The sequence below is a fragment of the Bifidobacterium asteroides genome, from assembly GCF_030758775.1.
In the GTDB taxonomy this organism is placed as follows: domain Bacteria; phylum Actinomycetota; class Actinomycetes; order Actinomycetales; family Bifidobacteriaceae; genus Bombiscardovia; species Bombiscardovia kimbladii.
In genome coordinates, this window is record NZ_CP132384.1 from 288,914 (window position 1) to 301,079 (window position 12,166).

The window sequence follows — 12,166 nt, forward strand, 5'->3', positions numbered from 1 at the left end:
TATGCGCGGGAAGGCCTCCTTATGCGTTACAGGGGATTACTCGCCTAGAAATTGCCGCCATTCCAGCCCCAGTCAGTGGTGGCCGTATAGCGGATGTAGGTGCGGTTCTTGGGGATGGACAGCTCAGATTCCAGCGTGTCCATGATGGTCTTGGTCAGGCTTTCCCAGGCGGACTTTGGTACGTCGCTGCCGAAGACGTTGACCTCGACATAGGCTGCAGGCTTGCTGTCGTCACCGCCGAAATAGATGGGCATGTCCGACTCGAAGGGGCACATGAGCCAGCCCTCGGACTTGCCGGGGACAGCGGTGATGGCCTTGCCGTAGGCGGTCTTGATCCGTTCGCGCTGTTCGGCGGTGATGGGCGTGCTTACATGGGTATGGATAACGGGCATGGTGCTTCCTTTCCGGTTCGTCCGGCGTGACCAATCAGGATGACTCGGTCCGCTTGGCGGATGGACGACTATTCCCGTCCCATAGTAGCCTTGACCGGGCAGGCTGGCTCAGCGCCAGCCGAAGGGCCGATGACGCAGGGACCAGGCCCCCAGACGGTGGGCCACCGAACGCGGGTCGACCGGTTTGCCGGGGGCGGGAGCATCCAGCAGCCACTTGCGGATCAGGAAGTTCCAGATGGCCACCACCACGGTGGCTGTGATCTTGGCGATGTTGGCGTAGAGCAGGTAACGGGCGTGCATGGTGGTGATGGCGTCCGGCGGCAGCATGGCAGTGCCCATCCACAGGATCACCTCATTGATCCCCAGGCCGATTACCGAGGAGACCAGAAAGACCGCCATCTCCATCCACCGGGCCATGTCCTCCCTATGCTTGAAGACGTAGCGCATGCTGGCCAGATAGTTGAAGACCAGGGAGATCGGGAAGGAAATGGCCCCAGCCAGGACATTGTTCAGGTGTGGCCCCATGATCAGCAGGTTCATGATGCCGATGTCGATCAGAAAGGCGATGACGCCCACGATGCCGAACTTGAGCAGCTGTCCGATTAATCTACGCACGATAGCCCATTCAATCATTCCTGCTGTGCTCGCGGGGTAGCGGGAGCCGCTTGTGCGCAAAAGCCTTACGTTGCGCCCTCAGGCGGGCAGCTCGGTCAGAATGGGTTCCTCGGTGCTGTTGCGGATTTGACGGAACCCTACAAAGGCGATGGCCAGCGAGGTCAGAGCCAGAGTAGTGACCACCCCGAACCCGCCTTGGGATCCGTAACGGTCGATGAACTGCCCGGCCACAGCCGAACCCGCCGAGGACCCGATCGAATTCATGGCGCTCAGCCAAGCCATGCCCTCGGTGAAGCGGATGGGCGGCACCAGGTGGAGCATGAGCTGGTTGCCGTTGATCCAGGTGGGTGCCTGGCAGACGCCGATGATCAGGTAGATGATCATGATGGTCCACAGATTCCTGGCGAACATGAAGGTTCCGATGCCCAGGTTGACCACCAGCAGGCAGAAGTAGAAACGCTTCCAGAGGGGGATGGTCCAGTTCTTGGCCCCGTAAAGCAGGGCACCGACCAGGGAGCTGAAGGAGAAGCAGGCGAAGACGAATCCGGTCATCTGCTTCATCCCCTGTTCGGTGGCGAAGGCGATGATGGAGATGGATGCGGCGCTCTGGAAGGCTCCCAGGCCGAACCAGGTGGCGCAGACGGCGATCATGCCGGCGCTCCAGAAGGCGCCACTACGGCCGTTTCCGCCCTCCTGGTCCCGCAGGCGCGCCACTTGCTGAGCCTGGCGCTCCCGGTACTCTTTGCGGGTGATGCCCTGGGCGCGGGACATGTCCGTCTGCGAGGGCGGCTCGGTCTCTCGGCAGGATAGGAACATAAAGGCCCCGACCAGCACACAGATCCCGGTAAAGAAGAAGGCCAATACGCCTGAAATGACCGCCAGGATGGAGGCTAGAGGATTGCCGATCACCCACATGGCCTCGTCGAAGACCCCTGACAGGGACAGGGCCTGATTAGTGGCTCGGTGGTCGCCGCGCAGCAGATGCGTCCACCGGCTACGGCTCATGGCTCCCCAGGGTGGAATGGCCGCCATGAACGGGGTGACCAGGTAGAGCACCCAGGTGGGGGCGTGGGCGGTGATGGCTGTGATCAGGACCGTGGCGGCCACGATCCAGACCAGAACGGTGGGAATGGAGACCTGTCGCTGGCCGAACTTGTCGACCATCTTGCCCAGCATGGGGCTGACTAGGGCCAGTGCCACGGCTTGGATGGCGGTCAGGGCTCCGGCCAAGGAGTAGCTGCCGTAGTAGTGCTGCACCGAGATGGTGATGGTCATGCCCACCATGGGGAAGGGCATGGAGGCGATAACCGACCCCACTGCGAACCGTGCCGTGTGAGGCAGTCGCAGGAGCGCCGAGTATCCCCCGAAGACCCTGTGACCGGCTTCGACCAGGGCCGCTTTCAATTGCCGTGGCATGGGTTGTTCACCTCGCATTCCTTGAGTGTTTTTGCAGTCCCGAAGCATGTTTTCTCCAGAACCTTCCAGATGCATGAAAGGGATGTGGGGCTGTTGGGGGACTGCTACAGTGGTAACCATATCGGCGCCTGATGGGTGCCATTGGGATACTGATAATTCTACCCCCCGCCATGGTCTCTTATCGGGTCTGCCGGGGAGCTTGGGAGGTGGGTCGTGCCTGCGACGACCATTCATTTCGTCCGTCATGGCCAGGTTGATAATCCCGATCATATTCTCTATGAGCGATTGCCGGGATTCCATTTGTCCGCCAGAGGCAGGGCTATGGTCGAAGCGACGGCCCGCTTTATGGCCGAGGCTCCTGGCATGCGCGATCTGGAAGCCGTTTACTCATCTCCGCTGGACAGGACCAGGGAGACCACAGCCATCCTGCTTGAGCAGATCAACCCAGCTCGTGTCCAGCACGGTTTGAAACCATTGGAGCCTGTCTATGACCGTCGTCTGATCGAGGCCGGCAACGAATTCCGCGGCAAGCGTATCGGACGCGGGCAGGGGGCCCTCTGGCGGCCCTCCAACCTGCGGCTGATCCTGGACCTGCGCCGACCCAGCTGGGGGGAGTCCTATCGGCAGATCGCCCGGCGAGTGGGGGATTTCGTCCGGCAGGTGGTCCGTAGCCATCCTGATGCGCAGATCATGGCTGTCTCGCATGAGTCGCCCATCTGGTCCTACCGTCATCTTTTGGAGACCGGTCACCCCGAGCACAATATGTTCCTTCGAGCCACCGCCCTGGCATCGGTGACCTCCATCACCCTGGATTGTGACACCGGCAAAGTGCTGGGAATCACCTACGCGGACCCGGCGGCAGGCGTGTGAAGACCGCTTGCACGGCCTAGGATGGCTGAGGATACTGTCGTGGATGACTGTCCGAGAACCCGATGAAGGAGCGTGATGATCATGGTGGATGTAGAGGGAAGCCTGGAGGCCATAGCCGGGCGGCCCGCCGTGGCCCAGGCGGCTGAACAGGGGGCCAGGCTGGTAGACCTTTGGCCCTTGACGAATGCCGAGCATCTGGCCAACGACGCCAAGTATGCGGAGGACCTGCAGGTGCGCATCAGCATGGTGTTGGCGCAGTTGATGACGGGAGAGGATGTGACCATCCCCGACGCTGAATACGTCTATGAGGGCGCTGAGGACATTCCTGGTCGTCCCCAGGATCTGGTGGATGCCCTCATGGCGGCCAACGATGCCATCGAGGCTGCTGCACAGGCGCAGGAAGACCGGTCCAAGATGCTTGCGGATTTGGCTGAAACCTTGGGCAGCGGCTGGGACCAGGTTCGGCAGCAGGATGTAGCCGCCGGCGTGGCCAAGGCCGAGCAGTCCTTGAATGACCAGAGCACATCCCCCAAATCTCTGCAGGACAAGGAGGGGGTGGCCCGGGCCCTGGCCACCAGCCTGGCGATTTGTCGTGATCTGCTCCGGCGTGCAGGCGCTGACCCCGATCACGCAGCGGCCGCTGCGCCGATACTGGTCTATGTCAATGAGCTCAACGAGCGGCTGGGCATTCCGCGGGCTTTCCTGTCCGGCGAGGATGTCGTCCAGGCGCTGGGATTATTGGATGATCCGGAGGCTTTCGCGGACCTGCTGGCTCCTCTGGCAGGTGCCGAGTGGGTCCATCATCGTCAGGAGGTGCTCTGGGACCCCGAGGAGGCCAAGCGCAAGGCCAAGGAAGATGACGAGCGCAAGAGCCGCGAGGCCCTGCAGGCCAAGTTCGCCCATGTGCCCGAGGATCCCAACAAGCCTCCTGTGGAGCTCTGAGACCTTCTGCCCTTCGCCTTGCTATCGTCCAAGGCGAAGGGCTGGCTGGACTCAGCGATCGAAACGGGCTCCTCGTGGATCGCTGGGTCGGGCCAGCAGAATGATCCCGGCGACGGTTCCGGCGATCATGATCAATGCGCCCAAGCCAAGCAGGGAGAGCGAAGATCCCGGATGCCCGTCAATAATAGCCACGATGGCGAAGACCAGAGGGATGGCGCCCACCAGCTCGCTTGCAAAGGGCAGGAGTATCCAGTAGCCGGACATGTTGGTGTCGTGAAGCCGCCGTATGCCTACAGCCAGATTGGGTATGAAAAGTCCAAGGGTGACCAGGAGGGACAGAATCCGTCCCACAAAGATGGATCCTGAGGTGATGATCGAGATCGCAAGGTCGATGAGAAAGATCATCAGAACAACCCACCAGAATTCCCCGCGGGAGGCCCTCCCGGAGAAGACGGAATATTTGACGAAGAAACGCTTGCAAGCGTTTACGAAGTCAATGCCGTACCAGGGTGCGTTCAGTGGCGGCTCGCCGTTGAATCCGGCATCCGCATAGGGGTAGGCCGGATACTGCGGGACCTGGGGGCCGGGCTGGTAGCTGGCCTGTGGCCAACCCGCGGGCGATTGATAAGGGTTGCCCGGCGCATAGCCAGTCGGAGGGGTTGCGCCATTGGGCTGACCGTTGGCCTGGCCGGGATTCGGACCTTGACCATAGGGTGCCTGCTGCTGCCCGTAGTACTGCTGACCATAGGGCTGTTGCTGGTTGTAGCCTGGCTGTTGACCCTGCGGCTGTTGACCGTATGGCTGCCCTTGGTACGGCTGTTCCCGACGGTAATCGTCGGCAGGTCTTTGGGCTTCGCTGATCGGATGGTACACGTCGCTCTGATCCGAAGCTGCCGGCGCATGGCCGGATTGTCCTGGCTGAGGCTGATTCAGGTAGGCTACGGGCCCTGAGCCGGTTCCGTCTGCGTGGTCATTCTGGGGCAAGCCGTTGGCCGAACCTTGGTCATTGGGGGTCTGGTTCCCGTTGTTCGTATCATCTGGATGGCTCATGGATGTCGTCCCTCTCATCTTCTATTGATATTCCTGAATCTGACTTTTCCGTATGTTCCTATTATGGCAGGCCGGTTCTTCCGCTTGATAGCCATGAATAGTGCAGGGGATGGGGGGACTCTTCATTCGTCGTCTGGATTGACCATGTGATCATCGCCTGCATCGCCCAGCAGGAGGCGCTCGATCAGGGTGATCAGGGCCAGCAGGAGGGCGGTCAGCAGGATGATGACCAAGGTGGCCGAAAAGATCAGCGGTGTTCTGAAGGAATTGAAGGCCGACTGCAGCCATATGCCCAGGCCGTTTCTGGCGCCTAGATACTCTGAGGTGGCCGCTGTGGCGAAGACATAGGCGGCGCTGATGCGCAGGCCGCCGAAGATCTGTCCTGCGGCCACCCGAAGCTTGACGTGCCAGAGGGTCCAGGTCCGAGTCGCCCCGCAGTTCAGGGCCACGTCCTGATAGAAGCGGGGCACGGACTTGAGGCCCCGGTAGGTCTGGACCACGATGGGGAAGAGGGCGAAGACGGCCACGATGACTACCTTGCCCAGTGGCTCGAATCCGAACCAGATCACGAACAGGGGGGCGATGGTGATCAGCGGGATCATCTGAGCGCCGGCGATCAGAGGGTAGAGGGCATCATGCAGGGTGCGCCAGCTGTAGAGTGCCAGACCGATCACTATCCCCAGGACCGAGGCCAGGAGGAAGCCCAGCAGACCCTCAAGGGCGGTGATGGCGGTGGCGGGCAGCAGATCCTCTCGGGACTGCACTGTGGCAACCAGGATTCGACTGGGTGCCGGCAGGGCCTGTTCGCTGACTCCGCCCAGGCGGGCTGCCAGCTCCCAGATGATCAAGAGCGCCAGCAGGGTGAGGGTCGGAGGCAGCGCCCGGGTTCTGCTCTGCTTGCGTGCCTTCATCGACCGGCTGCCTCCCGAACGTAGCGATCGGTCCACAGGTCCGTGGCCTGAGGAGCCTTGTTGGGATCGCCCTTCTTAGCGTCCCGGTAAGTGCCTGCCTTGAACTGAAAGTCCAGATAGTCCTGGGCATCCTTGACATTGATCAGTCCGCTGATGCTCTTTTGATTTGGACTGTCAACCCAGTACCCCTCCTTGACGATGCTCTCCATGGAGCGCTTGGCCAGGGTCGGGTCGATGGCCGACCCCTTGGTCTCCTGGACCAGGATGTCCGCCGCCTGGTCGGGATGGCTCAGGGCGTAGTCGTATCCCTTCAGACAGGCCTTGACGAATGCCGTCAGGGCGCGACGGTGGCCGGCCTGCTGCAGCCAGGAATTCTTGGCCACGAAGCCCAGCTGGTCGGGGTTGCCGGGCACTCCCCAGTCGGCCTGGGTGAAGCAGTGCAGGGCCGGGCCCTTGAGCTCGCTCTCCACCCCCTCCCAATTGGCGTAGAAACCGGCGAAGTCGCCCTTGCCGCTGGTCAGGGTGGCGAAGGTGTTGGTGCCGCTGGTCACCCGCTTGAAGTCGCCCTTGCCGCCTGCATAGCGGATCATCTGCTTGACCACGGCCGTCTGTTCGGCCGATCCGAAGCTGACGAAGGTCTTGCCGTCGAAGTCCTTGGGGGTCTGGATGTCGGTGCGCGAGGCCAGCGAGCACCAGCGCGCCACGGAATGCTGGCCTATGTTGAAGACCTGCCGAAGGTCGGCTCCCTGGGAGTTGAAGGTGGCCAGGTTGCTCAGCTTGGAGAAGCCTACGTCGGCGACCCCGTTCTGAACGGAGGTCTCGGCTCCTGCCTGGGCCGTGGGCAGGATGGTCAGCTTCAGGCCGGCCTTGTCGAAGTAGCCCAGATGCCGGGCGACATAGATGCCCACATGATTGGTGTTGGGCGTCCAATCCAGCATGAAGGACAGTTTGGAGCCGTCATCGGCCTTGTCGTCTGCCCCCTTGGCCCCGCAGGCTGCGCTCGTGGCTGCCATGCAGAGCGCAGCTGTTAGGGCGAGCGCCCGCACGATCAGTTTGTGGCCGGGAACTCTCCTGAAGCCACTGTTCCTCGACATGCTCATCACTGTCACCTTGCCTCTCCGGCACCCCTGGTGCCCATCCGCATCGGGGCCGCTACGGGAAGGTGAGGAGCCCGCGCGACGATCCGGTACGGTCTTGACCGATGGAATTCTGCGATGTGTGCCACGGCTGCTGCCACCAGCCGCGCGAACAAGACCACTCTAGTCCAAGCCTGCCGGTCCTGCCTCGCCGTGATGAAAGGTTGCATCGTATGCCTCTATACTGGAAACTCACGAGAGGTCCGTGCGGGCCGGCCGCTGTCGGTCTCGTCCGGAGCAAGACAACCGATCTCGGTAGGGGTCGACGGAGGTTCCCATGTCGGTGACCATCAGTGATGTGGCCAAGCAGGCGGGCATGTCCGTGTCCACGGTCTCCCAGGCGCTCAACGACAAGGGACGCATTTCGCCGCCCACCAAGGACAGGGTCCGCAGGGCGGCCATGGAGCTGGGCTACATCCCCGACAGCCGTGCCCGCTCCATGCGTTCCTCGCGCTCGCATGCCGTTGGCCTGCTGGTTCCCGATATCCGCAATCCTTATTTCTCTGAGCTGGTCTACGCCGTCCAGGACCAGCTCTACTCGGCAGGCTACGCGCCCTTGATCGGCGTGTCCTCTTGCCAATCCAGCAGGCGGGAGGACTATTACCGCATCCTTCTGTCTCGGCATATGGACGGTGTTTTGGTCGTGCCTGACGGGCCCACCTCACCCATGTTGCGCACCATGTTGGCAAGGGAATTCCCTGTGGTTTTCGTGGATCGTCCCGACCGGACCCTGCCCGGTGTCCCTTTGGTGGATTCCGATCCTGTGCCCGGCTTGGAGGCGGCCATGGACGCTCTGGCAGCCAGGGGATGCAGACGAGTGGCCTTTGTCCCGGGCCCGGAGAGCCGCTCCTATACTTTTCGCGAGCGTGAGCAGGCTTTTCTGGACTGCGTAGATGTCCGTCAGGGGCTGACAGGATTGGTGGTCCGCCAGGGGTTTGAGGATCGTCCCCGGGCGGCTGCGACCATGCGCGGCCTGCTTGGCCAAGGGGTTGACGCTGTCATCTTCGGATACTCGGCTGATGCCATCAAGGCCGTCGCCATGGAGTGGGACGGCGATCTGCGCTCGCGCGTGCCCATGGTCTCCTTCGACGACTTGGAGGTTTTTCAACTGATCAGCCCCCAGGTGTCGGTCATCTCCCAGCAGGTGGATCGCATGGGCCGTCAGGGCGTTGATATGCTCCTATCCATGATCGAGCCGGGGCGGCAGGCTCCGGAGGGCATGGGCGTGGATCGCCGTCTGCGCACCCAAACCCTTTTCGTGCCCAGGGGTCTGCTGGCCTAGGCCTCTTCCTGGTTGATGCAGGAGTCGGGGCTGGACAAAATACGTGCGTGTCGGGCGGCTGTGTCGTCTCTGTTGATGACCTCCAATGGCCTTTCGGCCATTTGCCGCCCTTGTCCAGACCCTGCTATTTGTGACACAGTTCACAAAACAGATAAATTACTAAATGTAGGTAACGAATCATTCTCAGACACTACATATGGTGGTCTCGGCGTGATAGAGTGAGTGCTGTCAGCAAAGAATGACATCCATGTGATTCGCCGTTTCCGGTCTGGAATTTGGAAACGCCAAAGCAACTGCACATGAGTAACCGTATGAGTCGTATGAGGAGTGACGATGGATACTGAGGTCATGACCGATAGCGTGAAGGAGCGTGGCATTTCGGATCGCGATGCTGTCGATGGCATTCTGGTCGAGAAGCGCGACGGCCGGATCGTCGATTTTGATCCCGTCAACATCATGAATGCCATCGAAGCCGCCTTCAAGGATGTCAAGCACGAGGTCAGCCCTGAGGATCGCCAGCAGATCCGGGGCATGGCCCTGACCGTCCAGTCCGAGATCACCGATCGCTACACCAACCCGGTCAAGATCGAGGACATCCAGACCCTGGTCGAGCATGCCCTGGTCAATGCCCATCTTTACGAGATCGCTCGCTCCTATACCTCCTACCGTCTTGACCGTGACATTCAGCGGGCCAAGGCCACTGATGTCAACGAGGCTGTTCACCGTCTGACCAGCAAGGACGAGACCCTGGTGCGCGAGAACGCCAACAAGGACGCCAACGTCTACGCCACTCAGCGCGACCTGCTGGCTGGCGCGGTCTCCAAGGCCTCGGCCTTCGCCATGCTGCCCAAGGATGTCTCCAACGCCCATATGAAGGGCGACATCCACTTCCACGACGCGGACTACTCGCCCTTTACGGCCGAGACCAACTGCTCCCTGCCTGACTTCGGCGACATGCTGGCCCACGGCTTCGAGCTGGGCAACGCCATGATGGACTCGCCCAAGTCCATCGGCACGGCCGCCACGCAGATCACCCAGATCATCAAGGACATCGCCGGCTCCCAGTACGGTGGCCAGACCGTCAACCGCTGCGACGAGATGCTGGACAAGTACGCTCGTCTGGACTACAAGAAGAACTATTCCATGGCTGAGGCTGTCCTGCCGGACGAGGAGCCCATCGACGTGGCCAAGGATGTCGTCCGCGGCCTCAAGGCTCGGGAGGCTGACTGGCTCCACCTGGACGATCGTGCTCCCATCGGCGAGGATGCCCCCTTCGATCTGGACGCTCCCCAGATTGTTCGGCTGCGTCAGGTCTATGCCAAGATCCTGACCCGCAAGAACATCTATGATGCCATGCAGACCATGGAGTACCAGATCAACTCCAACCGTGTCAGCAATGGCCAGACCCCCTTTGTCACAGTGGGCTTCGGCCTGGGCACCTCCTGGTTCGCCCGGGAGATTCAGCGCGCTATCTTCCTGATTCGCATCCGTGGTCTTGGCAAGGACCGCCACACGGCCATCTTCCCCAAGCTGGTCTTCACCATCAAGCATGGGCTGAACGCCGACGAGGGTGATCCCAACTACGACATGAAGCAGCTGGCCCTGGAGTGCTCCACCAAGCGTATGTACCCCGATGTGGTCTTCTATGAGAACCTGATCAAGATCACCGGTTCCTTCAAGGCCCCCATGGGCTGCCGCTCCTTCCTCCAGGCCTGGACCAACCCGGAGACCGGGGAGGACGAAGAGGACGGCCGCATGAACCTGGGCGTAGTCACCGTCAACATCCCGCGTATCGCCCTGGAATCCCGCGGCGACAAGGATCGTTTCTGGAAGATCTTCGACCAGCGCATGGAGGTGGCCCATCACGCTCTGCAGTTCCGCATCATGCGCTGCAAGCAGGCCACGCCCATCAACGCCCCGACCCTCTACCAATACGGCGCCTTCGGCAGGCTGAAGCCGACCGACAGCGTGGACACCCTCTTCCGCAACAGCCGTGCCACTGTTTCCTTGGGTTACATCGGTCTCTATGAGGCCACCAGCGTCTTCTACGGCAAGGACTGGATGAAGGACCACTCCTGGGATCCGGAGGGCAAGGAATTCGCCCTGAGCATCGTGCGCCGGATGAATCAGCTCTGCAAGCAGTGGGAGAAGGCTGAGGGATACCACTACTCGGTCTACTCCACCCCGGCCGAGTCGCTGACCGACCGCTTCGCCCGGATGGACAAGGAGAAGTTCGGCGTTGTCGACGGCGTGACCGACCACGACTTCTACACCAACAGCTTCCACTACCCGGTCTGGCTGCGGCCCACGCCCATGGAGAAGCTCAGCTACGAGCGGGACTTCCCTTACCTGGCCTCGGGCGGGTTCATCAACTACTGCGAGTTCCCCTCCATGCAGCAGAACCCCAAGGCCCTGGAAGCGGTCTGGGATTACGCCTACGACATCGGCATCGGCTACTTGGGCACCAACACGCCCATCGATCACTGCTTCGTCTGCGGCTACGAGGGTGACTTCGAACCCACCGAGGAGGGCTTCAAGTGCCCCGAGTGCGGCAATGACGACCCTGACAAGTGCAACGTGACCAAGCGCACTTGCGGCTACCTGGGCAACCCCGTCCAGCGGCCCATGGTCCACGGCAGGCACGAGGAGATCGCCCACCGCGTCAAGCACATGGAGGGCGAGACCGGCCACGTGGTCCTCAAGGATGGATCCACCAAGGAGTGGTTCGACGACAAGGCCGAATAAGCTCTGACGAATAAGCTCTGACAAGACGCAGTTGATGGCGGGCCAGGTAGTTTGCGGCCCGCCATTGTCATGAGGAGGACCAGATGACGGACAAACAGGCAGTCATGAAAAAGACGGGCGGCCACCGTGACTTCGCAGCTGATGAGCAGGGGCGCGGTCCGGGGGTTCCCTCTGCACTGACCAACAATCCCAAGGCCGGCCAGTGGGACGGTCGCCGGCTCAGTCGGGGAATCGTGGCGGACTACAAGCGTCTGGTCATGACCGACGGCGAGGGGATCCGCTGCTCCCTCTACGTCAGCGGATGCCCCTTCCGCTGCCAGGGGTGCTACAACGCCTCCATATGGGACTTCGGCGCCGGGCACCCCTATACCCAGCAGCTTGAAGACCGCATCATCAAGGACCTGTCGCTGTCCTATGTGCAGGGCATCACCTACCTGGGCGGGGAGCCCCTGCTCAACACCCCCATGCTGCTGGGCCTTTCGGAGCGGATTCGGCGCGAGTTCGGCCACGAGAAGGATATCTGGTGCTGGACCGGCTACACCTGGGAGGAGCTGAACCGGCCGGGGGAGACCCCGGACAAGGCCCAGCTGATCTCCTACCTTGACGTGCTGGTGGACGGACGCTACTTGGAGAATCGGAAGAACAGCCTGCTCCAGTTCCGAGGCTCGGACAACCAGCGGATCATCGACGTGCCACGGTCCTTGGAACAGGGCCAGGTAGTCATCTGGCCCAAGCTGCACGACCAGACCAGGTTCATTCCCGAGACCTACAGCAAGGACCGTCAGCAGGAGCAGCAGCGGGGCTGAT

General features: G+C 61.6%; 11 protein-coding genes. 5 read left to right on the top strand and 6 right to left on the bottom strand.

Going from position 1 to position 12,166, the window contains the following annotated elements; translation table 11 throughout:
- Positions 1 to 44: 44 nt before the first annotated feature.
- The 3 genes from RAM15_RS01050 to RAM15_RS01060 all read right to left on the bottom strand — a co-directional run bounded on the left by RAM15_RS01050 (position 45) and on the right by RAM15_RS01060 (position 2,423).
- A complete protein-coding gene (locus tag RAM15_RS01050) occupies positions 45 to 392 on the bottom strand; it encodes a phenylpyruvate tautomerase MIF-related protein (protein WP_101431892.1) in 348 nt (115 codons plus the stop codon).
- Positions 393 to 500: 108 nt separating this feature from the next.
- Positions 501 to 1,007: a GtrA family protein gene (locus RAM15_RS01055; protein WP_306222212.1), complete on the bottom strand. Its 507-nt coding sequence runs from the start codon at positions 1,005 to 1,007 to the stop codon at positions 501 to 503.
- 78 nt (positions 1,008 to 1,085) lie between these two features.
- The gene (locus tag RAM15_RS01060; RefSeq protein WP_306221695.1) at positions 1,086 to 2,423 is read right to left on the bottom strand and encodes an MFS transporter; all 1,338 of its coding nucleotides are present in this window, start codon (positions 2,421 to 2,423) and stop codon (positions 1,086 to 1,088) included.
- A gap of 213 nt (positions 2,424 to 2,636) precedes the next feature.
- On the opposite strand from RAM15_RS01060, the gene RAM15_RS01065 reads away from it, so the two are divergent.
- On the top strand, positions 2,637 to 3,293 hold the full coding sequence (locus RAM15_RS01065; protein WP_306221696.1) for a histidine phosphatase family protein: 657 nt from the start codon (positions 2,637 to 2,639) through the stop codon (positions 3,291 to 3,293).
- An 81-nt stretch (positions 3,294 to 3,374) separates the two neighbouring features.
- Positions 3,375 to 4,235, top strand: a complete 861-nt coding sequence (locus RAM15_RS01070; RefSeq protein WP_306221697.1) for a hypothetical protein — start codon at positions 3,375 to 3,377, stop codon at positions 4,233 to 4,235.
- 51 nt (positions 4,236 to 4,286) lie between these two features.
- Here the strand turns inward: RAM15_RS01070 and RAM15_RS01075 are convergent, their stop codons facing one another.
- The 3 genes from RAM15_RS01075 to RAM15_RS01085 form a co-directional block, all read right to left on the bottom strand.
- Complete coding sequence (locus tag RAM15_RS01075) at positions 4,287 to 5,285, bottom strand: DUF805 domain-containing protein (protein ID WP_306221698.1); 999 nt, start codon at positions 5,283 to 5,285, stop codon at positions 4,287 to 4,289.
- Between the two features lie 122 nt (positions 5,286 to 5,407).
- Positions 5,408 to 6,196, bottom strand: a complete 789-nt coding sequence (locus RAM15_RS01080; RefSeq protein WP_306221699.1) for an ABC transporter permease — start codon at positions 6,194 to 6,196, stop codon at positions 5,408 to 5,410.
- The gene (locus tag RAM15_RS01085) at positions 6,193 to 7,209 is read right to left on the bottom strand and encodes an ABC transporter substrate-binding protein (protein WP_306221700.1); all 1,017 of its coding nucleotides are present in this window, start codon (positions 7,207 to 7,209) and stop codon (positions 6,193 to 6,195) included. Before RAM15_RS01085 ends, RAM15_RS01080 begins: the two co-directional genes overlap by 4 nt.
- Before the next feature lie 400 nt (positions 7,210 to 7,609).
- On the opposite strand from RAM15_RS01085, the gene RAM15_RS01090 reads away from it, so the two are divergent.
- The 3 genes from RAM15_RS01090 to nrdG all read left to right on the top strand — a co-directional run bounded on the left by RAM15_RS01090 (position 7,610) and on the right by nrdG (position 12,165).
- The gene (locus RAM15_RS01090) at positions 7,610 to 8,614 is read left to right on the top strand and encodes a LacI family DNA-binding transcriptional regulator (protein ID WP_306221701.1); all 1,005 of its coding nucleotides are present in this window, start codon (positions 7,610 to 7,612) and stop codon (positions 8,612 to 8,614) included.
- A 348-nt stretch (positions 8,615 to 8,962) separates the two neighbouring features.
- Positions 8,963 to 11,359 (top strand): anaerobic ribonucleoside-triphosphate reductase, encoded by a 2,397-nt coding sequence (gene nrdD, locus RAM15_RS01095; RefSeq protein WP_044097678.1) that lies wholly within the window; start codon positions 8,963 to 8,965, stop codon positions 11,357 to 11,359.
- Between the two features lie 83 nt (positions 11,360 to 11,442).
- Positions 11,443 to 12,165 carry an anaerobic ribonucleoside-triphosphate reductase activating protein gene (gene nrdG / locus RAM15_RS01100; RefSeq protein WP_306221702.1) on the top strand — a complete coding sequence of 241 codons (723 nt, stop codon included), beginning with the start codon at positions 11,443 to 11,445 and terminating at the stop codon, positions 12,163 to 12,165.
- Position 12,166 lies beyond the last annotated feature (1 nt).

Coding starts and splice junctions, on each gene's coding strand:
- RAM15_RS01050 (WP_101431892.1), bottom strand. CDS start 392: ATGCCCGTTATCCATACCCATGTAAGCACGCCCATCACCGCCGAACAG.
- RAM15_RS01060 (WP_306221695.1), bottom strand. CDS start 2,423: ATGCCACGGCAATTGAAAGCGGCCCTGGTCGAAGCCGGTCACAGGGTC.
- RAM15_RS01070 (WP_306221697.1), top strand. CDS start 3,375: ATGGTGGATGTAGAGGGAAGCCTGGAGGCCATAGCCGGGCGGCCCGCC.
- RAM15_RS01075 (WP_306221698.1), bottom strand. CDS start 5,285: ATGAGCCATCCAGATGATACGAACAACGGGAACCAGACCCCCAATGAC.
- RAM15_RS01080 (WP_306221699.1), bottom strand. CDS start 6,196: ATGAAGGCACGCAAGCAGAGCAGAACCCGGGCGCTGCCTCCGACCCTC.
- RAM15_RS01085 (WP_306221700.1), bottom strand. CDS start 7,209: ATGGCAGCCACGAGCGCAGCCTGCGGGGCCAAGGGGGCAGACGACAAG.
- RAM15_RS01090 (WP_306221701.1), top strand. CDS start 7,610: ATGTCGGTGACCATCAGTGATGTGGCCAAGCAGGCGGGCATGTCCGTG.
- nrdD (WP_044097678.1), top strand. CDS start 8,963: ATGACCGATAGCGTGAAGGAGCGTGGCATTTCGGATCGCGATGCTGTC.
- nrdG (WP_306221702.1), top strand. CDS start 11,443: ATGACGGACAAACAGGCAGTCATGAAAAAGACGGGCGGCCACCGTGAC.